The sequence below is a fragment of the Bradyrhizobium sp. USDA 3311 genome, assembly GCF_054062495.1.
Genome location: NZ_JBSSFI010000001.1, coordinates 3,137,909 through 3,164,038, shown reverse-complemented (window position 1 = coordinate 3,164,038; position 26,130 = coordinate 3,137,909). Strand labels below are relative to the sequence as shown.

The window sequence follows — 26,130 nt, the reverse complement described above, 5'->3', positions numbered from 1 at the left end:
ACCGTTTCTTAACTCATTGCGGCAGTGCCGTCCTACCTTAAACACTACTCAAGCTTTCGGGCGCATCCACTAGGATCGGGAGCAAACGATGCTGTCTGGATGGCGCGAAGTCACGGCCCGCCGGCCGTGGCGGATCTCGGCGAAATTGCTGATCATATCGTCCGTCGTGACGGTGATCGGCTTTTCCGCCATCTGCGTCAACGTCATGCTCGACATGCGCCGCGGCGAGGAGGCGCTCGCCCGCCAGACGCTGGAAAACCTGGCGACGACCATCGAGTCCGACGTCAGCCGCAACATCGAGATCTACGACCTGTCGCTGAAGGCGGTCGCCAACAACATGCTGCTGCCCGAGCTCGCGAAGGTCTCCAAGACGGTCCGCCACCTCATCCTGTTCGACCATGCGACCACGGCACGGCATTTCGGCGCGATCCAGGTGTTCGATGCCGAGGGCAGGCTGACCATCGACGCTTCCACGCTCGATCCCCTGCCGGAGAGCCGGAGCGAGGAGGTCTACTTCAGGGTTCATCACGACAATCCGGAAGCGGGCCTCTTCATCAGCCGGCCGATGCTGTTCCGCGGCACCTATTCCATCGTGCTCAGCCGGCGCATCAGCGACACCGACGGCGGCTTCCTCGGCGTCGTCGCCGGCTCGATCCGCTTCAGCTATTTCCACGAATTGTTCGAGCGCCTGAGCCTCGACCCTGAAGACACCATCACCGTGCTCAGGCGCGACCGCACCATCATCATGCGGCGGCCGTTCGATCTCGACGTGATTGGCAAGAACCTCGGCACGCGGCCGGACTGGAAATCGGAAAACCTCCAGGTCGGAGGCTCCTTTGCGGGCAAGGGCCCGGTCGACGCGACCCCGCGGCTCTATGTCCGCAGCGGCGGGTCCAGTCCGCTGTTCGTGGTGGCCGGCAAGCCGCTGAGCGCCGTGTTCGCGCTGTGGCAGAAGGAAGCTTATCGCATCGGCGCCGTGGTGCTGGCGCTTGCACTGTTCGTGCTGGGATCGACGCTCGTGCTCGCACGCGAGATCGACCGACGCGCCGAGGCCGAGCGCAAGCTCGAGGAGATGGCAACGACCGACGCGCTCACCGGCCTGAAGAACCGCCGCAAGTTCGATGCTGTCATCGATGTCGAATGGCGGCGCGCGATGCGCCAGAAGACGCCGGTCGCGCTCCTGATGATCGATGCCGATCACTTCAAGGCCTACAACGACACGTTCGGCCACCAGGCCGGCGACCAGCTGCTGGTCGGCATCGCCATCTGCATTTCCGATTCGGTGAGCCGCGCCGGCGACTGCGCCGCGCGCTATGGCGGCGAGGAATTCGCCGTGCTGCTGCCGAACACCTCCGCCACCGAAGCCTTCGGGATCGCCGAGGCGATCCGCGGCAAGGTGCAGGGCTGGTCCGACGATGCGGCGACCTCGACGGTCTCCTGCGGCATCGCCAGTCTCGTCCCCGCCGCCGGCATGGACTGGTCGATCCTGGTCGCCGCCGCCGACAAGGCGCTCTATGCCGCGAAGGCGGGCGGGCGTAACCAGTCCGTGGTCGCGAGCTTGCCGAAGCTGTCGCTGGTGGCGTGATCTAGGCTGTCATTCCGGGGCGGCTCGAAGAGCCGAACCCGGAATCTCGAGATCCCCCGGTGCGCAATTGCGCACCTGAGGTCTGGTCCTTCGGACCATCCCGGGATGACATCGAAGGCGTCCGCCTTCGATGTCACTGCCCCAGATACTTCTTCATCTCCGCGATCAACCCGTCGCGCAGCTCGGGGCGCTTCAGGCCGTAGGCGATGTTGGCGCGGAGGAAGCCGGGCTTGGAGCCGCAATCATGGCGCTCGCCCTCGAACTCGACGCCGTAGAATTTCTGCGACCTGGCGAGGCCGATCATGGCGTCGGTGAGCTGGATCTCGCCGCCGGCGCCGCGCTCCTGGGTCTCCAGGATCTTGAAGATCTCCGGCTGGAGGATGTAGCGGCCGGTGATGGAGAGGTTGGAGGGCGCGGTGCCCTTGGCCGGCTTCTCGACCATGCCGTCGACCTCGAACATCTTGCCGGTGCGCTTGCCGACGCCGCAGATGCCGTATTGATGGGTGAGATGGTCGGGCACTGCCTCGACCGCGATCAGGTTGGATTTGTCGCCGAGCGAGGACGCCGTCTCGATCATCTGCTTCAGGCAGCCGGGCGTGTTGAGCACGAGCTCGTCGGGCAGCACGACCGCGAACGGCTCGTTGCCGACGATGTCGCGGGCGCACCAGACCGCGTGACCGAGACCAAGCGGCGCCTGCTGGCGGGTGAAGCTGACGGCGCCGGCTTCCGGCTGGTTCTGCGCCAGGATCTCCTGCTCGGCCTTCTTGCCGCGCGCAGCCAGCGTCGCGTCGAGCTCGAACATCTTGTCGAAATGATCTTCGATGACATTCTTGTTGCGGCCGGTGACGAAGATGAAGTGCTCGATGCCGGCTTCCCTCGCCTCGTCATAGACGTACTGGATCAGCGGCTTATCGACGATGGTCAGCATTTCCTTCGGCATCGCCTTGGTGGCGGGCAGGACGCGGGTGCCGAGGCCGGCGACGGGGAATACGGCTTTGCGGATTTTCATGGGATCGATCGAATACCTGAGGACGTGAACGGAGCAATGTGATCTTGCTAGCTTGTTTGCAACCGCTAACAAAGGCGGATGTGGGGCCTCGCCGTTACAGAGTTGAGAAAAAGGCCGACACCAAAATTTCATCTTTGTTAAGCTATTGGCAACCGCAACCGGGCCTCCTGATGGCGGATTTTTGGCCTGACAGGTGGGACATGATGCAATCAGTGGCAGGACTGGCAGAACGTGCTGGATCCGTGACCAGCGTGGCGTTGGTTGCGGCTGCCTTGCTGTTGCCGGCTTGCGCGCAGGCACAGGCGCAGAACGGCCTGTCGAACCTGTTCGGCGGTATTTTCTCCGGCTCGAACCCTGCTCCCTCGCAAGCCCCGCCAGGTCCCGGCGGCGCGCAACCCTGGAGCGGCGAGGACGGCGCTTCCGGCCATCCGCTGATGACGGCGGCCGCGATCCGCGAGGCCGCCTCCAATTTCAACAATTGCGTTGCGGGGATGTGGCCCGATGCCGCACGCCGCAACATCACCCAGGAAAATTTTCAGCGCTTCACCGCAGGGCTCGCGCCCGACCTGCGCATCATGGACCTGATGGACTCGCAACCGGAGTTCACCAAGTCGATCTGGGACTATCTCGACATTCTCGTGAACGACAACCGCCTCGCCAAGGGCCGCGAGGTGCTCGCCAAGTACAAGGCGCAGTTCGACGCCACCGAAAAGGCCACTGGCGTCGATCGCTACATCATCGCCTCGATCTGGGGCATCGAGTCCAATTACTCGACGCAGATGGGCGACCGCAGCGTGCTGCAATCGACCGCGACGCTCGCCTGCATCGGCCGCCGCCAGGCTTATTTCAAGGACGAATTCCTCTCCGCACTGGAGATCCTCAATCGCGGCGATCTCAGGCCCGAGCAGATGCGCGGCTCCTGGGCCGGCGCCTTCGGCCCGACCCAGTTCATGCCGACCGCGTTCAAGCGCTTTGCCGTGGACGGCGATGGCGACGGACGGCGCGACGTCGTCGACAATCCCACCGACCTGATCGCTTCCACCGCCAACAACCTGAAGAAGGACGGCTGGCAGGCCGGCCAGACCTGGGGCTTCGAGGTCGTGGTGCCCCAGGGCTTCAATTACATGCTGGCGGACCGCGCCAAGGCGATGACGATCGCGCAGTGGGAAAAGCTCGGCCTCAAGCGCGCGACGGGCCAGCCCTTCCCGCACCCGGCGGAGAAAGCCTATCTGCTGGCGCCGGCGGGCGCGCAGGGGCCGGGCTTCCTGATGCTTCAGAACTACCGGGTCATCATGAAGTACAACCCGGCCGAGGCCTATGCGCTGGCGATCGGCCATTTCGCCGACCGCCTGCGTGGGGGGCAGCCCTTCGTGCAGCCCTGGCCGCGGCAGGAACGGGAGCTGGCCCGCACGGAACGGCTGGAACTCCAGCAATTGCTGGCCCAGCGCGGCTTCTACAAGGGCACCCCGGACGGCCAGTTCGGCGGCCAGACCCGGGAGGCCTTGCGCAACTTCCAGGCCTCGATCGGGGTCCCCGCGGACGGTTTTGCGTCCTCCGACGTGCTGGAACGGCTGCGCGGACGGTGAAATCGCGCCGAAAGTAACCCTGAACAGGGATTTTGCGTGCCGGCCTTGACGGGGGCGGCGGTTCCCCGGTGTATGGCCAAAGAATCTGCGAGAGAATCTGCAATAGAATCTGCCCGTTTGGCGCCTGATTCCGTTATTATATCGAGCCACTTCCAGACCCGTTGCGGGTGCCCGAGATCGCATGTCGAAGAAGTCCCTGTTCAAGGCGCTGACCGAGACCGGCCCGCTGATCGCGCTGGGGACGGCGCTTGCGATTCTGGTATCGGTCGCAGGACCCGCCTCGGCGCAGTTCTTCAACTTCCCCGGCTTCGGCGGCCCGCCGCAGCGTTCGGCCCCGCCGCCGCGTCAAGGCGGAGGTGGCGGCTGGTTCGGCGGCGACTTCTTCGCACCGTTCCAGCAGCAACAACCGCAGGCCCCGCGCCAGGATTTCTCGCGCGCGCCGGCACCTAGCAAGCGTGACACCATTGCCGACAAGAACGTGCTGGTGATCGGCGACGCCATGGCGGACTGGCTCGCCTACGGCCTGGAAGACGCCTACAGCGAGCAGCCCGACATGGGCGTGATCCGCAAGCACAAGACCACGTCCGGCCTGATCAAGTACCAGCCGAAGGGCGAACCCTCGGACTGGGCGGCTGCTGCCAAGGGCATCCTCGAGACCGAGAAGCCTGACGTCATCGTCGTCATGCTCGGCCTCAACGATCGTATCTCGATCCGCGAGCCGGTGACTGAGAAATCCGACAAGGCTTCGGACAAGGACAAGAAGAACGACAAGGGCGCGCGCGCCAAGCCGCAAGGAAAGCCTGACGCGAAACCCGGCGACGCCAAGCCCGACACCGCGGCGAAGCCGGACGACAAGCCGGCCGATGCCGACCTGCCGCAGGATGACGCCGACAACGCCGACGCGCCGCAGGTCGCTGCTCCCGAGAAGACCGCACGCAACCCGAACGGCCTCTACGAATTCCGCGACGACCGCTGGGTCGAGCTCTACGCCAAGAAGATCGAGGAGCTGGCCAACGTCCTGAAAGCCAAGGGCGTGCCGGTGCTCTGGGTCGGCCTGCCCGCGATCCGCGGCCCCAAGGGCACGGCGGACATGCTGTTCCTGGATTCGCTCTATCGCGAGGGCGCGGCCAAGGCCGGCATCACCTATGTCGATGTCTGGGACGGCTTCGTCGACGAAGCCGGCCGCTTCCTCCAGAAGGGTCCTGACTTCGAGGGCCAGATCCGTCAGCTCCGCACCTATGACGGCGTCTTTTTCACCAAGCCCGGCGCGCGCAAGCTGGCGCACTATGTCGAGCGCGAGATCACGCGCCTGCTCGCAGGCCGCTCCGGCCCGATCGCGCTGCCGAGCGAGCCGGCAACGCCCGACACCAGCGTCGAGCCCGGCAAGCCCGCGCCGCGCCCGCTCGCCGGCCCGATCGTGCCGCTGGTCGCGGCCTCGATCTCGACCGATCAATTGCTGGGCGGCCCGGGCTCGCGTCCCGCTGCCGTCGATGCGCTCGCTGCCAAGACGATGGTGAAAGGCGAGCCGCTGACGGCCCCCGCAGGCCGTGCCGACGATTATGCCTGGCCGCGCCGCGAAGTCGGCCGCGAGCAGGCCAAGGGCGATACGCCGATGGCCACGACGACGCCCGACGGCGGCGCTGCTGCTCCCGGCGCGCCGGGCGCGGCGGCTGCTGCGATCGCGCCGCCAAAGCTCGCACCGAAGAAACCGCCGGTGGTGCAGCAGCCGGCCCAGGCGACGCCGTCGTTCCGTGATTTCTTCGGCTTCGGCTCGCCGCAGCCGGCACCGCGTCAGCTGGCGCCGGCACCAGGGCCGCGCAATCCAGCCCAAAACCCCGCGATCCCGCGTCCGCCGGGCAATGTCGGCCGATCGGCGGAAGTGATCCGGTAGCTGGATTTCTGATGTGATGCGATTCCGGGCGCGCGAAGCGCGAGCCCGGAATGACGAGGCGGGGTGGCTCAGCCGTAATAGCGCCAGCGCGGCGCCGGGCGGCGTGCCGGCCGTGACATCAGCAGCGCGAGCGCGAAGCCGATGCCGCCAGCGACGAGCAGTGCGCCGAGCGGATTGTCCTGCACCTTCCTGGCAATCGCCTGCGAACCATCGCGAAAGGTCTCGCCGCTGTTGTCGTAGGCATCCTTGGCGTAGCCGGCCGCGGTCTCGCTGGCCTCACGCACGGCGTCCTTGGCCTGGCCGTAGAGATTCTGCACGGTGCCGGCAGCCTCGCGCGCCTTGCCCGACGCCTGTGTCTGCGCATCGCCCGCCAGATCTCCGACTGCGCCTTCCGCGCGGCCGGCGAATTCCTTGGCCGATCCAACAATTCGATCCTTGTCCATGTGCTCCTCCTCGGGGGTCAGCCGGAGTAACCGATCAGGCGCAGCGCAGTTCCAATCGCCTAGAGCAATCGCCTAGAGAATGAGTCCGCCATCGACGACCAGCGTCTGGCCGATGATGTAGGACGACAGCGGCGATGCCAGAAACAGCGCCGCGCCCGCCATGTCAGCCGGCGTGCCCAATCGCCGCAGGGGAATGCGCGACAAGGCACCTTCGAGCCGCTTGGGATTGTCGGTCGTGACCTTCGTCATCTTGGTATCGACGAGGCCGGGCGCGATTCCGTTGACGCGAATGCCGTCCTCGGCCCAGGCCTCCCCTAGCGTGCGCGTCAATCCGACCGCACCGGTCTTCGAGGCGTTGTAGGCGGGATTGCCCATGGTGGAATGATAGGCCGCGGTCGAGGACACCATGATCAGCGCGCCCTTCGCATCCCGCAACATGGAATGAAACCGCGTCGCGCACGCCATCAGGCTCATCAGATTGACCTCGACGACCTTGCGGAAGCCGGTCATCTCGAACTCGCCGCGGCGATAGATCACAGCGCCTTGCGCAAGCACGAGGATGTCGAGACGATCGAAGGACGGCTTGAAGGCTTCGATCGCAGCGGGATTGCTGACGTCGAGCTGCGCGTAAGCAAGGCCGGTGAGATCGGAGCCTTCCTCAGCCGAATATTCCGTTGCGTGAGCACGCGTGCCGCAGACCGCGACATGCGCGCCCCTGGCGCGAAAGGCTTGCGCGATGCCGTTGCCGATTCCGCTGGAACCGCCGACGACCAGCACCTGCTTGCCCGAAAAATCCAGCTCGTTCGCCATCGCGACCTCCCCTTTTATTTTGCTTGTTTGACCTGTCTGCGGATCGATGCCAGCCTTGTCAATCTCATAACAAGAAACAGAGGGACGCGAGGAAACAGCATGTCCGAATTCAAACAGCTGAGCCGGTCCGTGAAGGGCCTGACCGCTCTCGTCACTGGTGCGGCCAGCGGAATGGGGCGCGCGACGGCGCGCGTGTTCGCCGCCGAGGGTGCGAACGTCGCGGTGACCGATTACGACGAGCAAGGCGCGATAGTCGTCGCGAAGGAGATCGCAGCGAGCGGCGGGTCGGCGAAGGCCTGGAAGCTCGATGTCGCCGACGGCGGCGAGATCAAGCGCGTGGTCCATGACGTTGCAGCGCATTTCGGCGGGCTCGACATCGTCGTCAACAATGCCGGCATCTCCGTGCGCGTCGCGATCGATGACGAGACGTACGACGATGCCTGGGCCAGGGGCATCGCCGTGATGCTGACGGCGCATCCGCGCATCATCCGCGCCGCGCTGCCTCACTTGCGCAAATCGAAGAGCCCGCGCATCGTCAACATTGCCTCGACCGAGGCGCTCGGCGCCACCGCGCTGCACAGTCCCTATTCGGCGGCGAAGGGCGGCGTGGCGAGCCTGACCCGCTCGCTCGCGGTCGAGCTCGGCCGCGAAGGCATCACCGTCAACTGCATCTGCCCGGGTCCGATCCGCACCGCGATCACCGACCGTATCTCGGAAGAGCACAAGACCATCTACGCCAAGCGTCGGACGGCACTCGGCCGCTACGGCGATCCCGAGGAGGTCGCGCACATGACGCTGAGCCTGTGCCTGCCGGCCGCGTCGTTCCTGACCGGCGCGGTGATCCCGGTCGACGGCGGCCTGATGGCGCGCAACGCGTAAGAGGTATGCTGAGCAAGCGTTGACATCTGCGGTTGCCGGAGTAGCTTTTTTGTCAACAGAGCGGGAGCAACCGCTCGCGGTCCGCGGGAGAAAACGCCATGACGATCGCCATCCGGCAGCTTCAGACGCATTTTGTCGGCGAGGTTTCCGGCCTCGATTTGCGAAAGCCGCTCACGCCGGGCGAGGCCCGCGAGGTCGAGTCCGCCATGGACAAATACGCGGTGCTCGTTTTCCACGACCAGGACATCACCGACGAGCAGCAAATGGCTTTCGCGCTGAACTTCGGCCAGCGCGAGGACGCGCGCGGCGGCACGGTCACCAAGGAGAAGGACTACCGGCTGCAATCCGGCCTGAACGACGTCTCCAATCTCGGCAAGGACGGCAAGCCGCTGGCCAAGGACAGCCGCACGCACCTGTTCAATCTCGGCAACTGCCTCTGGCACTCCGACAGCTCGTTCCGTCCCATTCCCGCAAAATTCTCGCTACTGTCGGCGCGCGTCGTGAACCCGACGGGCGGCAACACCGAATTCGCGGACATGCGCGCCGCCTATGACGCGCTCGACGACGAGACCAAGGCGGAAATCGAGGACCTCGTCTGCGAGCACTCGCTGATGTATTCGCGCGGCTCGCTCGGCTTCACCGAGTACACCGACGAAGAGAAGCAGATGTTCAAGCCGGTGCTGCAACGCCTCGTGCGCACCCATCCCGTCCACCGCCGCAAGTCGCTGTATCTCTCGTCGCATGCCGGCAAGATCGTCAGCATGAGCGTGCCGGAGGGACGGCTGCTGTTGCGCGATCTCAACGAGCACGCGACACAGGCCGAGTTCGTCTACGTCCACAAATGGAAGCTGCATGACCTTGTGATGTGGGACAACCGCCAGACCATGCACCGCGTCCGCCGCTACGACCAGTCCCAGCCCCGCGACATGCGCCGCGCGACGGTGGCGGGGACGGAGCCGACGGTGCAGCAGCAGGCGGCGGAGTAGGCGCTACTCAGCAATCGGTGTCGTCGCCCGGCTTGACCGGGCGATCCAGTATTCCAGAGGCAGCAGTGATAGAATCGAGAAGCAGCGGCGTACTGGATGCCCCGGTCAAGCCGGGGCATGACAGCGGAGGCTGAGGCACGACAGCCGACGACGGCACACCAGCTACGCGTGCCCTGCCTCGTTCGAGAGCATGCCGGGATCGATGCCGATCTTGCGGAGCGCGCGGCCGTATTTTTCGTCGACGTCGTCGCCGAAGATCAGGTCCGCATCCGCATCGCAATGCAGCCAGCCGTTGCTCTGGATCTCGGTCTCGAGCTGGCCCGGCGCCCAGCCGGCATAGCCGAGCGCGAGGATGGCGTGCTTGGGGCCGGAGCCGTTGGCGATCGCGCGCAGGATATCGACGGTTGCGGTGAGGCAGACGCCGTCGTCGATCCGGAGCGTCGCGTTCTCGATGTAGAAATCGCTGGAATGCAGCACGAAGCCGCGCCCGGTATCGACCGGGCCGCCGCGCAGCACCTTCATGCTTTCGGCGTTCTCCGGCAGCTTGATGTGCTCGCCCTTCCTGATGATGCCGAGCTGCTCCAACAGCTCGGGGAAGTCGATGCTGCCGGCGGGATGGTTGACGATGATGCCCATCGCGCCTTCGGCCGAATGGGCGCAGAGATAGATCACCGAGCGCTCGAAGCGCGCATCGCCCATCACGGGCATGGCGATCAGGAGGCGGCCGTCGAGGTAGCCGGCCGAACTGGGGGGCGCGGGACCCGTGCTGCGGGTGCTTTCGCCCGTCCTCTTGCCTGTGGGAGCCATCGGTGAAGCACTCCGGTTTCAATTCCTATCCTGATGTTGGGCCCGGCCGCTGTCAAATCAAGGCTTGCAGAGACTTGATTCGAGTGCATCCATCACAAGCAATTCAATGGTTTGACCCGGGTTGCCCCTGTAAAGACGTACCATGCTCACAAGAGTTCCCCTGCGTGCGGCGATCGGCGTCGCGACAACCCTGCTTGCGTCGTCACTGGCCCTCGCAGCCCGCGCCGACGACGCCTCGCCCTGGCAGCGCGACGGACATTCCGCGGTGCGCCTATTGGCGGGATCACGCAGCGGCGCCGTGCTGCTCGGCGGTATTGCCTTCCAGCTCCAGCCGGGCTGGAAGACGTACTGGCGTACGCCCGGGGATTCCGGCGTACCGCCGCGGTTCGACTTCTCGAAATCGGAGAATGTCGAGGCTGTGACGATCATGTGGCCGGCGCCGCTGAAGTTCGACGACGGCGCGGGCGGCCATTCGATCGGCTATCACGACCAGATCGTGCTGCCCTTGCGCATCGTCGCCAAGGCCGCCGACAAGCCGGTGACCTTGCGCGCCGAGATCAACTACGCGGTGTGCGAAAAGCTCTGCATTCCCGTCGAGGCCAGCGCCGAGCTCGGCTTCAACAGCGTCGCCTCGACCGAGGACGCCAACCTGCGTGCAGCGCTCGACACCGTGCCGAAGCCCGCCAATATCGGCGACCCCAATCCGCTGACCATTCGCGACGTCAAGCGCGACGGGCCCAAGAACGTGGTGGTCGACGTCGTCGCGCCGGCGGATGCGCGCAAGGTCAATCTGTTCGTCGAAGGGCCGACGCCGGATTGGTCGCTGCCGATTCCCGCGCCGGTCGAGCCCAGCCCGCCCGGCGTGAAACGCTTTTCCTTCGAGCTAGACGGACTGCCACCGGGCGCCAAGCCCGAGGGCGCCGCGCTGAAGTTTACGCTGGTCGGGCCGGAGAAGTCGTACGAGTTCAACACGAATTTGGAGTGATGGTCATCCTGGACAAGCGTAGCGAAGCGGAGCGCCGATCCAGGACCCATTACCCCTGGGAGCAGTCGTGACGCGAAGCTGCTAACCCCGGGCCTTCGCCAAACTTCTCCCTGGGGTAATGGGTCCTGGCTTTCGCCAGGACGACGACGGAAAGCACCCAACCGAATCTTAACGAATGGTTGCTAATTCCCAAGGCTGCTGCAGCAAGGCTGCCGCGGCATGCGGAACGCCCTGGGGATTTTCGAATTGGCCGTGATGGATGCAGAACCTGCAGCGGGCGGACCGGCCGGGCTGATCGCGCGGCTGCGGGCTAGGCTCTCGGGCGGATCGAGCGAAGCGTCGCTGACGCGGCGGCTGGCCGGCACCATCTTCATCATCCGCGTCATCAGCGCGGGCCTTGCCTATTTTTCGCAGGTCCTGCTCGCGCGCTGGATGGGCACGTCCGACTACGGCATCTACGTCTATGTCTGGACCTGGGTGCTGCTGCTCGGCAGCATGATGGATTTCGGCATCTCGGCCTCCGCACAGAAGATCATTCCGGAGTATCGCACCGGCGGCGAGCATGCGCTGCTGCGCGGCTTTCTCTCCGGCAGCCGCTGGCTGACCTTTGCCGCCTCCACGCTGGTGTCGCTCGGCCTCGCCGGCGTCGTCAAGCTGACGTCGCCCTGGATCGATCCGGCCGAGGCGCTGCCGCTCTACATCGGCTGCATGACGCTGCCCGCCTTCGTCGTCGCCAACACCCAGGACGGCATCGCCCGCTCGCATGACTGGATGCAGCTCGGCCTGATGCCGCAATTCATCATCCGCCAGGCGCTGATCATCGGCATCACGGCTTCTGCCTTCCTGCTCGGCTATCATATCGGCGCGGTCGCCGCGATGGTCGCGAGCCTGGGCGCGGTGTGGATCGCGATGACCGGGCAGATGGTGGTGCTGAACCGCAAGCTCGCCGGCCATATCGAGCCCGGGCCGAAGGCCTATGACATCGGCGGCTGGCTCGCCGTCTCGCTGCCGATCCTGCTGGTGGAAAGCTTCTACCTGCTGCTGTCCTACACCGACGTGCTGGTGCTTCAGCAGTTCCGTCCCTCCGACGAGGTCGGCGTCTACTTCGCGGTGGTGAAGACGCTGGCACTGGTCTCGTTCATCCACTACGCGATGTCGGCGACGACCGCGCACCGCTTCGCCGAATACAATGCGCTCGGGGACAAAGCGCGCCTGTCGGCCTATGTCGCACATGCCATCAACTGGACGTTCTGGCCGTCGCTGGCGGCGACCATCCTGCTGCTCGCGTTCGGCAAGCCGCTGCTCTGGCTGTTCGGGCCGCAATTCACGGTCGGCTACGACATCATGTTCGTCGCCGCGATCGGGCTGGTCGTGCGCGCCGCCATCGGCCCGGTGGAGCGGCTGCTCAACATGCTCGGGCAGCAGAAGATCTGCGCGCTGGCCTATGCGCTGGCCTTCGTGATGAACGTCGTGCTCTGCGTCGCGCTGGTGCCGCGCTTCGGCGGCCATGGCGCCGCGGCCGCGACCTCGATCTCGCTCAGCTTCGAGACGGTGCTGCTGTTCTGGATCGTGCGGCAGCGCCTCGGCCTGCACGTTCTGGCGTTTGGAAAATAGCCGCTCGCCTGCCCTGCCCCTTGGGGAACGCCTATTGCGTAACGGGCTCGGAAACGAGGCGAAACGACTGCCATTCGCCGGTCGGTAGCATGATTTTTCTTATTTGATCCAAGAGGTTGCTTCCCAGGGAAAATTTATTCTACGTCATATTGCCCAACTGACGAGATAAACCTAAGATTCCCCAACCATGATTGATCCGCTTTACGTCGCCTCGGGTTTTGGCGTCGGCCTGCTTGTCGGGATGACCGGCGTGGGTGGCGGCTCGTTGATGACACCGCTGCTGATCCTGCTGTTCGGCGTCCATCCGTCCACCGCTGTCGGCACCGACCTGCTTTATGCCGCCGCCACCAAGACCGGCGGCAGCGTGGTGCATGGCTGGTCGCGCAGCGTGCACTGGCCGGCGGTGCTGCGGCTCGCCTGCGGCAGCCTCCCGGCAAGCGCGCTGACGCTGCTCGTGCTGTGGCAGCTCGATCTCAGGAGCGATGCCGAGCGCAGCCTCGTCAATCTGGTGCTGTGCTTCGCCCTGCTGCTAACCGCAACGTCCCTGATCTTCCGCAAGGCGATCATGGAACGCTACCGCAGAAAGCGGGAGCGCGTCGACGAGCGCACCACGGCGATTGCGACCGTGGTCACGGGAATCGTGCTCGGTGTGCTGGTGTCGATTTCGTCCGTCGGCGCCGGCGCGGTCGGCGTGACCGTGCTGCTGCTACTCTACCCGCGCCTGCCGATGGCGACCATCGTCGGCTCCGACATCGCCCATGCGGTGCCGCTGACGCTGGTCGCGGGCATCGGACATTGGGCGCTTGGTGACGTCGATTGGGGGCTGATGGGGGTGCTGCTGCTGGGCTCGCTGCCCGGCATCATCGTCGGCAGCTTCAGCGCGACGCGCGTCCCCGAGACGGTGCTGCGCCTGACGCTTGCCAGCGTGCTGTTCGTGGTCGCCAGCAAGATCATGTTTGCGGAGCTGAACCTGTCATCCGCGTTCGTGACGGCGCTGGCCTGGACGCATTGAACGGAAACGTCGTGCGAGAACTCGTAGGGCGGGCAAAGCCAAGCGTGCCCACCGCCTTTCGTCAATCTGAGAAAGTATGGCGGGCACGGCGCTGACGCGCCTTTGCCCACCCTACGGCATCGAGTGCCTACTCCGCCGTCCAGCCGCCGTCGATCGAGAGGTTGGTGCCGGTGATCTGCGCGGCATCGTCGCTGCACAGGAACAGCGCCAGTGCGGCGACCTGCTCGGAGGTGACGAACTCCTTGGTCGGCTGGGCGTCGAGCAGCACGTCGTTGATGACCTGCTCACGCGTGAGATTGCGCGCCTTCATCGTGTCGGGGATCTGCTTCTCGACCAGCGGCGTCCAGACATAGCCGGGGCTGATGCAGTTGCAGGTGATCTTGTGGGTCGCGACTTCCAGCGCCACGGTCTTGGTAAGACCGGCGATGCCGTGCTTGGCCGAGACGTAGGCCGACTTGAAGGGCGAGGCGACCAGCGAGTGCGCCGACGCCGTGTTGATGATGCGACCCCAGCCCTTCTTCTTCATGCCGGGCACCGCGGCGCGAATGGCATGGAAGGCCGAGGACAGGTTGATCGCGATGATCTGGTCCCATTTCTCCGGCGGGAATTCCTCGATCGGCGAGACGAACTGGATGCCGGCATTGTTGACGAGGACGTCGACCGAGCCGAAGGTCTTCTCGCCGAGCGCGATCATCCCGGCGATCTCGGCCGGCTTGGTCATGTCGGCGGGCGAGTAGATCGCCTTCCCGCCGAAGTCCGCCTCGATCTTCGCACGTTCCTTCTCGATGTCCTCGGCCGAGCCGAAGCCGTTGATGACGACGTTGGCACCGGCCGCCGCGAAGGCACGCGCATAGGCGAGCCCGATACCGCTGGTCGATCCGGTCACGACGGCGTTCTTGCCTGACAGACTACCCATTCTATTCGCTCCTTTTTGCCGGGGGCGCGGAGACGTCCCCCGTGAGATCGTAGGTCACCATGGTCTCGCCGGATTGCGGCTGATCGAGCCTGTCCTTGTGGCGCATCGACAGATGCACGTCGCGCACGCCGGCTTCCCAATGCTCGACCATGGCCACGTGCGAGAAATCATAGTCCTTGGACGAGGATTCGTAGTTCTTGCTGCGGTAGATCAGGTGCACCACGGTGACCGTGCTCTCACGAGATGCCTTCGCAAGGAATTCGACGGAAGGGTCGTTCTTGAGATAATCGGGCAATTTGGAAATCAGGTCGCGCACCGCCCTGCGGGCGTTGTGGATCTGCTTGTTCTTGTCGGTGTTCATCCGCGTGCGGCTGGAGAAGCGGATGTCCTTCTCGCGCTCGGTGGCCTCTAACAGCGAATTCGGCAGGTCGCCGCGGGCGCTGAACAGGTCGACCTGGAAGATCAGCATGTCGCGAGCCAATTCGGCATCGAGCACGTAATCGAGCGGCGTGTTGGAGGCGATGCCGCCGTCCCAGTAATGCTCGCCGTCGATGACGACGGACGGAAAGCCCGGCGGCAGCGCGCCGGAGGCCATGATGTGCTCGGGACCGATCTTCTTGCCGAGTTTCTTGAACTCGTAATTGTCGAAATATTTGAAGTTGCCGGAGGTGACGCCGACGGCGCCGACGGAGAAGCGCGTCTTGAGGTCGTTGATGCGGTCGAAATCGACCAGCCGCTCCAGCGTCTTCTTCAGGGGCGACGTGTCGTAGTAGCTTTCCGCCTCGGGATGGCCCGGCGGCCACATCGGCGCGGGCGGGACGCGCGGGACGAAGAAGCCGGGTACGCCGAAGGTCGCGATCAGCGCGGCGCTGGTGGAGTTGAACAGCTCGCGGCTGTGGTCGCTCTTGCCGATCGGCTTCCACGGCACCGGCGCCGAGACCATCTCCCAGAATTCCTTCATCCGCTTGACGCGGGTGTGGCCCTCATTGCCGGCGATGATAGCGGCGTTGACCGCCCCGATGGAGATGCCGGCGACCCATTCGGGCTCGAAGCCATAGCCGCACAGCGCCTGATAGGCGCCGGCCTGATAGGAGCCGAGCGCACCGCCGCCCTGCAACACCAGGACACGTTGCGCATTTGCGGGGACGCTGGCGGTTTCCGGGCTGGTATGATCTGTCATGCGGGAACAATAGCAGATGGCGAGCGACCGTGGCGACACTTCGCCGCGGCGTCAATGCATCCCGGGATCAAGTCTGGCTTATCGGGGATCCGTCGAGGCCAGGATCATGGTCCAGAACACCTTGTACTTGGTGCCTGGAGCATAGCCCGCCGCGATGCCCAATTTTGTGACACCGCCCTTGAGCATGTTCGCCCGGTGCGGGGGCGAGTCGCGCCAGCCGGAAAACGCTTCCGCCAACGTATGATAGCCGGCCGAGACGTTCTCGACCGCCACGCTGGCCGGATAGCCGCCGGCACTGAGGCGCTTGGCCAGGGGCGCGCGAACGTCATGGTCCATCTTGTTGGCCGCCGCCATCGCCTGGGACTGGGATTCGGCGAGCCGCATCAAGTCGGGGTCGATCACGACGGTGCCGAGCCCATTGTTCTGGCGGTATTGCGAGATCATCACCGCGGCCGCCGGCGCGTCGAGCTTGGCGCCCGGGGTCGCCATATCGGCATACATCGACGGCTGCTGGACCGGTGCTTCGTTGCCGGCACAGCCGGCGAGCAGCAAAGTAATGAGTATTGCGGCCGCAGCGCGCATGAATCGGGGCCCCCAAATGAAGGGCCGTTGTTGCATACCAACCGTGGCTGAAAGGTGAATTTTGAGGAAAATCGACCAAGTCGTTCCGGGGCGATGCGAAGCATCGAACTAGGGTGCGCAATTGCGCACCTGAGAATCTCGAGATTCCCCGGTGCGCAACTGCGCACCTGAGGTCTGGTCCTTCGGACCATCCCGGAATGACGAGGCGTTAACCCGCAAATATCCGGTAGCGGCGGGGCTCGAGGCCGACCCTGTCTCCGGCGCGGAGTTCCTTGTCGCGGGGAGCGTCGATCTCGATGGTTTCGCCGCCGAACAGCGCCACCTCGGCCCGCTGCACCGGGCCAAAATTCCGGACATGCCGCACGGCGCCCTCGAAGGCGCCACTGCCGGGCGGACCGACCAGCATGTCATGTCGCCGCACGAACAGTCGTGACGCGCCAGGCGCAAGTCCGTCCGCCGCAAGCCGGAGCGGCCGCTCGCCGAGCCGGACCACGCCGTCGTCAATCCTGACCGGGAGCTCGATGGATTCGCCGATGAAGCCGTGGACAAAAGCAGTCGCCGGGCTTTCATAGACGTCTTCGGGCGAGCCGATCTGCTCGATCCTGCCCTTGTCCATCACCACGACGCGGTTGGCGACTTCCAGCGCCTCCTCCTGGTCATGGGTGACGAAGATCGAGGTGACGTTGATCTCGTGATGCAGCGAGCGCAGCCATTTGCGCAGTTCTTTCCGCACCTTCGCATCGAGCGCGCCGAACGGCTCGTCGAGCAACAGGATGCGCGGCTCGATCGCGAGCGCGCGGGCGAGCGCGATGCGCTGGCGCTGGCCGCCGGAGAGCTGGCTCGGATAGCGGTCGGCAAGCCAGTCGAGCTGCACGAGATCGAGCAGCTCCTTCACCCGGGCGCGGATCCTGGCTTCCTCTTTCCGGACCGCGCGCGGCTGCACGCGCAGGCCGAAGGCGACATTCTCGAACACCGTCATGTGGCGGAACAGCGCATAGTGCTGGAACACGAAGCCGACGTGCCGCTCACGCGCGCCCTGCGCCAGCGCGTCCTCGCCGTTGAAGGAGACCTCGCCCGAGTCGGGCCAGTCGAGGCCGGCGATGATGCGCAGCAGCGTGGTCTTGCCGGAGCCCGAAGGCCCGAGCAGCGCCAGCAGCTCGCCATTGTCGACCTTGAGGTTGACGCCATCGAGGGCGGCAAAGCTGCCGAACTTCTTGACGAGATTCCTGACTTCAATGGTCACTTGCGTCCTGTCCTTCGTCCAGATGACGTTCGAGAACGGTCTTTGCGATCAGCGTGATCAGCGCCAGCATCGCCAGCAGCGAGGCGATCGCGAACGCGGCGACGAACTGGTACTCGTTGTAGAGGATCTCGACCAGCAGCGGCATGGTGTTGGTCTCGCCGCGAATGTGGCCCGACACGACCGACACCGCACCGAACTCGCCCATCGCGCGCGCGTTGCAGAGCAGGACGCCGTAGAGCACGCCCCATTTGATGTTCGGCAGCGTGACGCGGAAGAAGGTTTGCAGGCCCGAGGCGCCGAGCGAGATCGCGGCTTCCTCTTCCTGCGTGCCCTGCTCCTGCATCAGGGGGATCAGCGCGCGCGCCACGAAGGGGAAGGTCACGAAGGTGGTCGCGAGCGCAATGCCGGGCACAGCGAACAGGATCTGGATGTCGTGATCCCTAAGCCAGGCGCCGAAATAGCCCTGCGCGCCGAACAGCAGCACGAAGACGAGACCCGAGATCACCGGGCTCACCGAGAACGGCAGGTCGATCAGCGTGATCAGGAAGGTCTTGCCGCTGAACTCGAACTTGGCGATGGCCCAGGCGGCGACGAGGCCGAATACGAGATTGAGGCCGACCGAGATCGCTGCGACGATCAACGTCAGCTTGATCGCTGACAACGCCTCCGGGTCGGCGAGCGCGGAAAGATAGGCCAGAATGCCTCTCGAGAACGCCTGCGCGAACACGACGACCAGCGGCAGCACGACGAAGACGGAGAGGAACAGCACCGCCAGCGTGATGATGGCGATGCGCACCGCGCGCGGTTCGGTGCGAAGGTTGTCCTGCGCGGCCGCCGCATGCGCGCGCGCCCTGGCGTCCGAGGCCGAGAGCGAGACGGAATCTGCCATCTGCATCGTCATCGCATCCGCCCTCAGCGCGCCGGGATCCGGCTCTGCGCCCAGCGCTGGAGCCGGTTGACGGCGAAGATAATGACGAAGGAGACGACGAGCATGACCACCGCAATGGCGGTCGCATCGGCGTAGCGGAATTCGGAGAGCCGGATCACGATCAGCAATGGCGCGATCTCGGAGACGTTCGGCAAATTGCCGGCGATGAAGATCACCGAACCGTATTCACCGACCGCACGGGCGAAGGCGAGCGCGAGGCCCGTGAGCAGCGCCGGCGCGAGCGAGGGCAGGATCACGCGGATGATGGTCTGCCAGCGGCTCGCGCCCAGGCTGCCCGCGGCCTCCTCGATCTCGGGGTCGAGATCCTGGAGCACCGGCTGCACGGTGCGCACCACGAAGGGGATGCCGATGAAGATCATGGCGACAAAGATGCCGACCGGCGTGAACGCCACCTTGATGCCGAGCGCGGCGAGCGGCGCGCCCAGCCAGCCCTTCTCGGCAAACAGCGCGGTCAGCGCGACGCCGGCGACCGCCGTCGGCAGCGCGAACGGCACGTCGACGATGGCGTCGAACAGGCGCCGGCCGGGAAACCGGTAGCGCACCAACGCCCAGACGATGATGCTGCCCATGACCAGATTGACGCAGGCCGCCGCGAAGGCGAGCCCAAACGAGACCCGCAGCGCATTCAGGGTGCGGCGGCTGGAGAGGATGTTCCAGAACTGCTCGGGGCTCAGCTCGAGCGATTTCAGGAACAGGCCGGCGAGTGGAATCAGGATGATGATGGATAGCCAGGAAAGCGTCAGCCCCATGGTGAGACCGAAGCCCGGCAATGTCCGGCGTCGTGCTGCTACAACTGCGCTCACCAGGCCCCCTGCTACAGCCTCTTAAGACAGCGCCCGATCAGTTCTTGTAGATCTGATCGAAAATGCCGCCGTCGGCAAAATGTTCCTTCTGCGCCTTGGTCCAGCCGCCGAAAACGTCGTCGATCGTGAACAGCTCGACCTTGGCGAACGAGTTTTCATACTTTTTGGCGATCTCGGCATCGCGCGGACGGTAGAAATTGCGCGCGGCGATCTCCTGGCCTTCTCTGGTGTACCAGTACTGAAGGTAGGCATCGGCGGCGTTGCGGGTGCCCTTTTTGTCGGCAACCTTGTCGACGATCGCGACCGGCGGCTCGGCCAGGATCGATAGCGGCGGCGCCACGATCTCGAATTTTTGGGGACCGAATTCCTTGAGCGCGAGATAGGCCTCGTTCTCCCAGGCGAGCAGCACGTCGCCGACGCCGCGCTCGACGAAGGTCACGGTGGCGCCGCGCGCGCCGGTATCGAGCACCGGCACCTGCTGGTAGAGCTTTCCGACGAAGTCCTTGGCCTTGTCGGTTGATCCGTATTTCTTTTGCGCAAAGCCCCAGGCCGCCAGATAATTCCAGCGCGCGCCGCCCGACGTCTTCGGATTGGGCGTGATCACGGCGACGCCCGGCTTGAGCAGGTCGTCCCAGTCCTTGATGCCCTTCGGATTGCCCTTGCGCACCAGGAACACGATGGTGGACGTGTAGGGTGATGAATTCTGCGGCAGACGCTTCTGCCAGTCGGCCGTAATGAGGCCCTTGCTCGCGATCGCATTGATGTCATAGGCGAGCGCGAGCGTCACCACATCGGCCTGCAATCCGTCGATCACCGCGCGCGCCTGCGATCCGCTGCCGCCATGCGACTGCTTGATCTCGACGCTCTTGCCGGTTTCCTTCTGATAGGCGTTCACGAACGCCTTGTTGAACTCGCCATAGAGCTCGCGCGTCGGATCGTACGACACGTTCAGAAGATTGATGTCAGCAGCGAGAGCCGAGCTTGCCAAGAAGCCTGTCGCCAGGAGGCCTGCCGCGAGCAGAACGATACGGCGCATCATGTCCATCTCCATTCACCTCAGCGACGTCGATGTCGCCGATGGCACACGGGCATAACTCGGGACAAACCGCTCCTAAGTCAACGGAACCGGATTTTCTTGTTCGCGGCGTCGCAGCCTGACTGTGCTACGAAGTCTTCATCGTGTGGATGCCGCATTCTGTCTTGGCCCGGCCGCGCCAGCGACCGGCGCGCACATCCTCGCCTTCGGCCGTTCTGCTGGTGCAAGGCATACACCCAACCGACAGGAAACCGGAGGCGGCCAGTGGATGACGCGGCAATTTGGCGCGGACGAAAATCGCCTCGAGTTCCTCGCGCGAAACGTTGGCGAAGGGGTTGAACTTCAACCGCGCGCCGTCGTCCTCGACCACCGGAATGTCGGCCCGCGCATTGCCCTGGAAGCGCTTGCGGCCGTTGATCCAGGCGTCGAACGGCTTCAGCGCGCGCGCCAGCGGCTCCACCTTGCGGATGCGGCAGCAGGCGTCGGGATCGGAGAACCAGAGGTCGCGGTCGGGATCCTCGCGCGACAGCGTCTCCTCCGCCGGCTTGATCGAGCGGACGTCCTTGAGGCCCAGCGTCGCGATCAGCATGTCTCGATAGGCGAGCGTCTCCTCGAACAGCCAGCCGGTGTCGAGGAAGATCACGGGGATCGACGGATCGACGTCCGCCATCACCTTCAGAAGCGTCGCCGATTCCGTGCCGAAGGACGACACCAGCGCAAGCTTGTCGCGGCCGACTGCCTTCAGGGCCGCGGCGATGACCTCCGCGGGCGAGGCATCGCGCAAGGCGCGATCGAGGTCCGCGGCCGAGGGCAGCGCGGAAACGGACACCGGAGATACCTGAGGCGCGATTGCGTTCACGTGCCGACACCTTCGGAGTGACGCAACTGCATGCGCCGGTGCAGCGCCGTGATCCGGCCGTCGCCGGTCGGCTGGTAGAACACCGAATAACGCTTTGCGGTCTGCATGAAGGCTTCCGCGTCGGCCTGCTTCTTGACCTCGAAGGAATCGAAGCCCGCCCGCAGCATGAACACGAACTGGTCGCGCAGCACCTGCCCGGTGGCACGCAGCTCGCCGCGATAGTTGTAGCGCTCGCGCAGCAGCCGCGCCTGACTGTAGGCGCGTCCGTCGCGGAAGCTCGGGAACACCAGCGCAACGGCGGCGACCTTGCCGAGATACGGCACGAGCTCGTCGATGTCGCGGTTGTTCGGCCAGATCACGCCGACCTTGCCGGCACGCTTGAGCAACGCATCGGCCTCACCGACGAAACGCTCGGCCGGCACCAGGATGTCGCCGCCCTCCGGCAGCGGCGTGTCGACCGCCAGCTTGACGAAGCTGTCGTCGACGATTTTTCCGCCATTAACGAGTGGCATAGACACGCTCCTTGAAGGGTTCGACGCCAAGGCGCTTCACCGTGTCGATGAACAGCTCCTCCGGGCGCTCGCGCAGCGCGAGATAGGCTTCCACGATGTCCTCGACGACGTCGGCGACCTCGTCGAACTTGACGCCGGGGCCGATCAGATTGCCGAGCGCGGCGCCCTCGTCGGCGCGGCCGCCGATGGTGATCTGATAGACCTCCTCGCCGTTCTTCTCGACGCCGAGAATGCCGATATGGCCGACATGGTGGTGGCCGCAGGCATTGATGCAGCCGGAGATGTTGATGTGGAGCCGGCCGATCAAATTGGCCAGCTCGTGATTGGCGAAGCGCCGCGTCAGCTCCTGCGCGATCGGGATCGAGCGCGCATTCGCCAGCGAGCAATAGTCGAGCCCCGGGCAGGCGATGATGTCGGTGATCAGATTGACGTTCGGGGTCGCCAGCCCGAGCTTGTCGAGCGCTTTCCACAGCGCCGGCAGGTCGCGCTTGGCGACATGCGGCAGCGCCAGGTTCTGCTCGTGACCGACGCGGATTTCGCCGAAGGAATATCTGTCGGCGAGATCGGCGAGCGCATCCATCTGCTCGGCGGTGGCATCACCCGGAGGTGCGCCGATCGGCTTCAGCGAGATCGTGACGATGGAATAGCCCGGGTTCTTGTGCGGGGCGACGGAGTTCTTGCGCCACGCCTCGAAATCGGGGTCGGCCGCGGCCTGCCGCAGCTCGTCCGGCATGTGCGGCAGCTTCTCGTAAGCGGGATAGATGAAGCGCGAGCGGATGTCCTCGATCACCTCGTCGTCGATCTGGAGCGAGGAGTTGCGGATGTGCTGCCACTCCTCCTCGACCTCGCGGGAGAATTTCTCGATGCCGAGCTCGTGCACCAGGATCTTGATCCGGGCCTTGTAGATGTTGTCGCGGCGTCCGTACTGATTGTAGACGCGCAGGATGGCCTCGATGTAGCTCAAGAGATCGCGGCCGTGCACGAAGTGCTTGATGGTCTTGCCGATGAACGGCGTGCGGCCGAGACCGCCGCCGACCAAGACCTCGAAGCCGGTTTCGCCCTTCTCGTTCTTGATCAGGCGCAGGCCGATATCGTGGACCTTGATCGCGGCACGGTCGTGGTCCGACGCGGTGATCGCGATCTTGAACTTGCGCGGCAGGAACGAGAATTCCGGATGCAGCGTGGTGTGCTGGCGGATCAGCTCCGACCAGATGCGGGGATCCTCGATCTCACCGGGCGCGACGCCGGCCCACTGGTCCGAGGTGACGTTGCGCATGTTGTTGCCGGAGGTCTGCATCGCGTGGATCCCGACCTCGGCGAGATCGGCCAGAGCGTCCGGCAGGTCCGACAGCTTGATCCAGTTGAACTGGATGTTCTGGCGCGTGGTAAAATGGCCGTAGCCGCGGTCGTATTTGCGCGCGACATGGGCAAGCGCCCGCAACTGGTTCGACGCCAGCGTGCCGTAGGGAATCGCGACGCGAAACATGTAGGCGTGGAGTTGCAGATAGACGCCGTTCTGCAAGCGCAGCATCTTGAATTCGTCTTCGGTGAGCTCGCCCGAGAGACGGCGCTGCACCTGGTCGCGGAATTCCGAGACGCGCTCGTTGACCAGCGTGCGGTCGATTTCGTCGTAAGCGTACATGGAGAATGCCTTACAGCTCTGCCAACATTCAGACGGGCAAGCCGATCGTCACGCCATCGCGGCGAATCTGCTCACGCAGATTACCCGGCAGGATCTTGCCGGCCTCGTCGACTTGCACCGGCGCGATATAGGGGCCGATCGCGCCGACGTCATCGGCCACGGCCTCGGCGAGCAACGCTTTCGCTTCGTCCGAGTTTCGCACGATCGCGGCATCCGTCAGTTCCACGGACCAGCCCCTGGCAGCCGTGCGATAGACGACGACGCCGTCCCAGGTCCGGTTGGCGGTCACGACGGAGGGACCCGTAATTTTCAGCTTTTGTTGCAGAGGAGAGGTCATTCGGCAGCATCCAATAGGTCGGAGATGATTTGCTTGGGTGTCTGGGGGCGAAGCGAGCCGGCATGCCGGACCACGTCGCCGATGATGAGGATGGCAGGACCGCCATGGGTCCGCCGCACGAGCTCGGGAAGATCGCGCAGCGTGCCGATCGCGCCTTGCGCATCGGGCCGCGTGACGCGGGCGAACACGCCGACCGGCGTTTCGGGCGAGCGGCCGGCGGCGAACAGGCCTGCGCGCACGGCCGGCGCCGCGGTCATGCCCATGTAGACCACGACGGTCATCTTGGTGTCGGTGAGCGTCGACCAGTCCACGGCTTCCGCATCGCGCGCCTTGTGCGCGGTGAGGAAGGTGATGCGGGTCGCTTCATGACGATAGGTGAGCGGCACCTCGAAATCGGCGGCGCCGCCGAGCCCGGCGGTGATGCCGGGAATGATCGAATAGGCAACGCCCGCCGAGCGCAGCGCTTCGACCTCTTCGCCGCCGCGGCCGAACACGAAGGGATCGCCGCCCTTCAGCCGCACCACGCGCTGACCTGACTGCGCGGCCTCGATCATGCGCGTGTTGATGGCGTCCTGGCCGACGCCGGGCTTGCCGACGCGGCGGCCGACCGCAACGCGCGTCGTGTCGCGGCGGATGCGATCGAGAATTTCGGACGAGACCAGCTCGTCATGGAAGACGATGTCGGCGTCCTGGAGCGCGCGCAGCGCCTTGATAGTGAGAAGATCGGGATCGCCCGGGCCGGCGCCGACCAGCGCAACGGAGCCTTCCGGCTTGTCGGCGCGCGCGAACGCGGCGGGATCGGCAATGGCCTTGAGCGCCGCGTCCGCCTCGCCCTTGCGGCCGGCGAGCACGGAGGCGCCGATGGGGCCGTCGATGACGCGCTCCCAGAAGCGGCGGCGCAGCGGAAACTCGGCAATGCGCTCGTTGATGGACTTACGGAAGCCGCCGATGAACTCGGCGAGCTCGCCAATGCGCGCCGGCAGCAGCGCCTCAATCTTCTCGCGCACGCGTCGCGCCACCACCGGAGAGGTGCCGCCGGTGCCGACCGCGACCACGACATCGCCGCGATCGACGATGGCCGGGAAGATGAAGCTGGAATGCTCGAGATCGTCCATGACGTTGACCGGCAGGCCGAGCGCCTTCGCCCGCGCCGACATCGCAATGCCGACATCGCCCGCCCCGGCGCAGACGATCGCGATGACGCCTGAGAGATCGGCGATGAGCGGATCGCCGGTCGCGATGTCGACGCGCGCCGCGTCCTCGGAGCTAAGGCCCATGTCCTGATTGCCGTCGATCGCATGCACGCGGACGCGCGCATCGGCCGCAGTGAGCACGCGCAGCTTGGCGCGCAAAAGCTCACCCGCACCGATGAGGACCACCGGACCGGCCTTGAGATCGAGGAACACCGGCAAGAACCGCATACGATACTCGCTTCCCCCACATCCGGGGTTGACTGGAATTATTTTCTATATATGTGTCGTTTCGAGCGCGCAAAGAGAAAATTTTTTCTTCTCTCCTGCGCTGCAACTATAGAATTTTCGCCTCCAAACGCAAAGTGGCAGAGATGCATCTTCTCAAGGACGATTCCGCAGCTGTCGGAGTGAGCAGCCCCGCCCTCACCGGGCGCTCGGGCTCGCAAGAATTTTCTGCTGATGTTGCGCCCAGCATGGACCATCTGGACCAGCTCGAGGCGCAGAGCATCTACATTTTCCGCGAGGCCTTCGCCCGTCTGAAGAAGATCGCCCTGCTGTGGTCGCTCGGCAAGGACTCCAACGTCATGATCTGGCTGGCGCGCAAGGCGTTCTTCGGCCGCATGCCGTTCCCGGCCCTCCATGTCGACACCGGCAAGAAGTTTCCGGAGATGTATCGCTTCCGCGATCATTACGGGAAGGAGTGGGATCTCGACCTACGCGTCGAGCCCTGCCCGCCCATCGATGCCGTCGACCCAACGCTGCCGCCGGCCGCCCGTTCCGCTGCGCGCAAGACCGAAGGCCTCAAGATGGCACTCGGCAAATACGGCTTCGACGGCCTGATCGCCGGCATCCGCCGCGACGAGGAGGCCACCCGCGCCAAGGAGCGCGTGTTCTCGCCGCGCGGTCTCGAAGGCAATTGGGACGTGCGCGACCAGCCGCCTGAGTTCTGGGATCATTTCAACGCCTCGCCGCCGCAAGGCGCGCATTTGCGCATCCATCCGATCCTGCATTGGACCGAGGCCGACATCTGGGCCTACACCAAGCGCGAGAACATCCCGATCATCCCGCTCTATCTGTCGCAAAACGGCAAGCGCTACCGCTCGCTGGGCGATCAGGACATCACCAATCCGGTGAATTCGACTGCGTCGACCATCGAGGAGATCCTGGTCGAGCTCGAGCAGACCAAGGTGCCGGAGCGCGCGGGACGCGCGCTCGACCACGAGACCGAAGACGCCTTCGAGCGTCTGCGCGTCGCCGGCTATCTCTGACCT

The 26,130-nt window shown here is 65.0% G+C and carries 25 protein-coding genes; 9 read left to right on the top strand and 16 right to left on the bottom strand.

What is annotated here, in order from left to right; translation table 11 throughout:
- Positions 1-88: 88 nt before the first annotated feature.
- Positions 89-1,585: a sensor domain-containing diguanylate cyclase gene (locus ACVWW6_RS14985; protein ID WP_456680942.1), complete on the top strand. Its 1,497-nt coding sequence runs from the start codon at positions 89-91 to the stop codon at positions 1,583-1,585.
- Positions 1,586-1,718: 133 nt separating this feature from the next.
- Here ACVWW6_RS14985 and ACVWW6_RS14980 read toward each other — a convergent pair whose 3' ends face one another.
- Positions 1,719-2,594, bottom strand: coding sequence for a UTP--glucose-1-phosphate uridylyltransferase (locus ACVWW6_RS14980; RefSeq protein ID WP_011084315.1), 876 nt, complete (start codon positions 2,592-2,594; stop codon positions 1,719-1,721).
- Between the two features lie 203 nt (positions 2,595-2,797).
- On the opposite strand from ACVWW6_RS14980, the gene ACVWW6_RS14975 reads away from it, so the two are divergent.
- Both ACVWW6_RS14975 and ACVWW6_RS14970 read left to right on the top strand, forming a co-directional pair.
- A complete protein-coding gene (locus ACVWW6_RS14975) occupies positions 2,798-4,180 on the top strand; it encodes a lytic murein transglycosylase (RefSeq protein ID WP_456680941.1) in 1,383 nt (460 codons plus the stop codon).
- Positions 4,181-4,361: 181 nt separating this feature from the next.
- Positions 4,362-6,071 (top strand): SGNH/GDSL hydrolase family protein, encoded by a 1,710-nt coding sequence (locus ACVWW6_RS14970; RefSeq protein ID WP_456680940.1) that lies wholly within the window; start codon positions 4,362-4,364, stop codon positions 6,069-6,071.
- Positions 6,072-6,139: 68 nt separating this feature from the next.
- Here ACVWW6_RS14970 and ACVWW6_RS14965 read toward each other — a convergent pair whose 3' ends face one another.
- Both ACVWW6_RS14965 and ACVWW6_RS14960 read right to left on the bottom strand, forming a co-directional pair.
- Complete coding sequence (locus tag ACVWW6_RS14965; RefSeq protein ID WP_060909155.1) at positions 6,140-6,514, bottom strand: CsbD family protein; 375 nt, start codon at positions 6,512-6,514, stop codon at positions 6,140-6,142.
- A 72-nt stretch (positions 6,515-6,586) separates the two neighbouring features.
- On the bottom strand, positions 6,587-7,324 hold the full coding sequence (locus ACVWW6_RS14960) for an SDR family NAD(P)-dependent oxidoreductase (RefSeq protein WP_404524315.1): 738 nt from the start codon (positions 7,322-7,324) through the stop codon (positions 6,587-6,589).
- Between the two features lie 99 nt (positions 7,325-7,423).
- Here ACVWW6_RS14960 and ACVWW6_RS14955 point away from each other — a divergent pair, with 99 nt between their 5' ends.
- Complete coding sequence (locus ACVWW6_RS14955) at positions 7,424-8,203, top strand: SDR family NAD(P)-dependent oxidoreductase (protein WP_456680939.1); 780 nt, start codon at positions 7,424-7,426, stop codon at positions 8,201-8,203.
- Positions 8,204-8,301: 98 nt separating this feature from the next.
- On the top strand, positions 8,302-9,189 hold the full coding sequence (locus tag ACVWW6_RS14950) for a TauD/TfdA dioxygenase family protein (protein ID WP_304550853.1): 888 nt from the start codon (positions 8,302-8,304) through the stop codon (positions 9,187-9,189).
- 162 nt (positions 9,190-9,351) lie between these two features.
- Here ACVWW6_RS14950 and ACVWW6_RS14945 read toward each other — a convergent pair whose 3' ends face one another.
- Positions 9,352-9,996, bottom strand: a complete 645-nt coding sequence (locus ACVWW6_RS14945) for a YqgE/AlgH family protein (RefSeq protein ID WP_011084308.1) — start codon at positions 9,994-9,996, stop codon at positions 9,352-9,354.
- A 142-nt stretch (positions 9,997-10,138) separates the two neighbouring features.
- On the opposite strand from ACVWW6_RS14945, the gene ACVWW6_RS14940 reads away from it, so the two are divergent.
- The 3 genes from ACVWW6_RS14940 to ACVWW6_RS14930 all read left to right on the top strand — a co-directional run bounded on the left by ACVWW6_RS14940 (position 10,139) and on the right by ACVWW6_RS14930 (position 13,607).
- On the top strand, positions 10,139-10,981 hold the full coding sequence (locus ACVWW6_RS14940; RefSeq protein WP_011084307.1) for a protein-disulfide reductase DsbD domain-containing protein: 843 nt from the start codon (positions 10,139-10,141) through the stop codon (positions 10,979-10,981).
- A gap of 246 nt (positions 10,982-11,227) precedes the next feature.
- Positions 11,228-12,595 (top strand): flippase, encoded by a 1,368-nt coding sequence (locus tag ACVWW6_RS14935; RefSeq protein ID WP_456683158.1) that lies wholly within the window; start codon positions 11,228-11,230, stop codon positions 12,593-12,595.
- A 187-nt stretch (positions 12,596-12,782) separates the two neighbouring features.
- Entirely contained in the window at positions 12,783-13,607 is an 825-nt protein-coding gene (locus tag ACVWW6_RS14930; RefSeq protein WP_011084305.1) for a sulfite exporter TauE/SafE family protein, read from the top strand.
- A gap of 127 nt (positions 13,608-13,734) precedes the next feature.
- On the opposite strand, the gene ACVWW6_RS14925 is transcribed toward ACVWW6_RS14930, so the two are convergent.
- The 12 genes from ACVWW6_RS14925 to cysG all read right to left on the bottom strand — a co-directional run bounded on the left by ACVWW6_RS14925 (position 13,735) and on the right by cysG (position 25,087).
- Positions 13,735-14,523: a 3-hydroxybutyrate dehydrogenase gene (locus ACVWW6_RS14925; protein ID WP_011084304.1), complete on the bottom strand. Its 789-nt coding sequence runs from the start codon at positions 14,521-14,523 to the stop codon at positions 13,735-13,737.
- 1 nt (position 14,524) lies between these two features.
- On the bottom strand, positions 14,525-15,703 hold the full coding sequence (locus ACVWW6_RS14920; RefSeq protein ID WP_028173469.1) for a DUF3734 domain-containing protein: 1,179 nt from the start codon (positions 15,701-15,703) through the stop codon (positions 14,525-14,527).
- A gap of 78 nt (positions 15,704-15,781) precedes the next feature.
- Complete coding sequence (locus ACVWW6_RS14915; RefSeq protein ID WP_456680938.1) at positions 15,782-16,285, bottom strand: CAP domain-containing protein; 504 nt, start codon at positions 16,283-16,285, stop codon at positions 15,782-15,784.
- Between the two features lie 208 nt (positions 16,286-16,493).
- Positions 16,494-17,528 (bottom strand): sulfate/molybdate ABC transporter ATP-binding protein, encoded by a 1,035-nt coding sequence (locus tag ACVWW6_RS14910; protein ID WP_028173471.1) that lies wholly within the window; start codon positions 17,526-17,528, stop codon positions 16,494-16,496.
- Positions 17,518-18,429, bottom strand: coding sequence for a sulfate ABC transporter permease subunit CysW (cysW, locus tag ACVWW6_RS14905; RefSeq protein ID WP_456680937.1), 912 nt, complete (start codon positions 18,427-18,429; stop codon positions 17,518-17,520). Before cysW ends, ACVWW6_RS14910 begins: the two co-directional genes overlap by 11 nt.
- Positions 18,430-18,440: 11 nt before the next feature.
- Positions 18,441-19,247 carry a sulfate ABC transporter permease subunit CysT gene (cysT, locus tag ACVWW6_RS14900; RefSeq protein ID WP_028173473.1) on the bottom strand — a complete coding sequence of 269 codons (807 nt, stop codon included), beginning with the start codon at positions 19,245-19,247 and terminating at the stop codon, positions 18,441-18,443.
- 70 nt (positions 19,248-19,317) lie between these two features.
- The gene (locus ACVWW6_RS14895) at positions 19,318-20,319 is read right to left on the bottom strand and encodes a sulfate ABC transporter substrate-binding protein (protein WP_456680936.1); all 1,002 of its coding nucleotides are present in this window, start codon (positions 20,317-20,319) and stop codon (positions 19,318-19,320) included.
- A 124-nt stretch (positions 20,320-20,443) separates the two neighbouring features.
- The gene (locus tag ACVWW6_RS14890; RefSeq protein ID WP_456680935.1) at positions 20,444-21,175 is read right to left on the bottom strand and encodes a phosphoadenylyl-sulfate reductase; all 732 of its coding nucleotides are present in this window, start codon (positions 21,173-21,175) and stop codon (positions 20,444-20,446) included.
- Complete coding sequence (locus ACVWW6_RS14885; protein WP_011084296.1) at positions 21,172-21,687, bottom strand: DUF934 domain-containing protein; 516 nt, start codon at positions 21,685-21,687, stop codon at positions 21,172-21,174. The genes ACVWW6_RS14890 and ACVWW6_RS14885 overlap by 4 nt, the downstream gene beginning before the upstream one ends.
- Positions 21,674-23,329 carry a nitrite/sulfite reductase gene (locus ACVWW6_RS14880; RefSeq protein ID WP_456680934.1) on the bottom strand — a complete coding sequence of 552 codons (1,656 nt, stop codon included), beginning with the start codon at positions 23,327-23,329 and terminating at the stop codon, positions 21,674-21,676. The genes ACVWW6_RS14885 and ACVWW6_RS14880 overlap by 14 nt, the downstream gene beginning before the upstream one ends.
- Before the next feature lie 28 nt (positions 23,330-23,357).
- Positions 23,358-23,666, bottom strand: coding sequence for a DUF2849 domain-containing protein (locus ACVWW6_RS14875; protein WP_011084294.1), 309 nt, complete (start codon positions 23,664-23,666; stop codon positions 23,358-23,360).
- The gene (cysG, locus tag ACVWW6_RS14870; RefSeq protein ID WP_456680933.1) at positions 23,663-25,087 is read right to left on the bottom strand and encodes a siroheme synthase CysG; all 1,425 of its coding nucleotides are present in this window, start codon (positions 25,085-25,087) and stop codon (positions 23,663-23,665) included. Before cysG ends, ACVWW6_RS14875 begins: the two co-directional genes overlap by 4 nt.
- Positions 25,088-25,332: 245 nt before the next feature.
- Between cysG and cysD the strand changes: the two genes are divergently transcribed.
- Positions 25,333-26,127 carry a sulfate adenylyltransferase subunit CysD gene (gene cysD / locus ACVWW6_RS14865; RefSeq protein WP_011084292.1) on the top strand — a complete coding sequence of 265 codons (795 nt, stop codon included), beginning with the start codon at positions 25,333-25,335 and terminating at the stop codon, positions 26,125-26,127.
- Positions 26,128-26,130 lie beyond the last annotated feature (3 nt).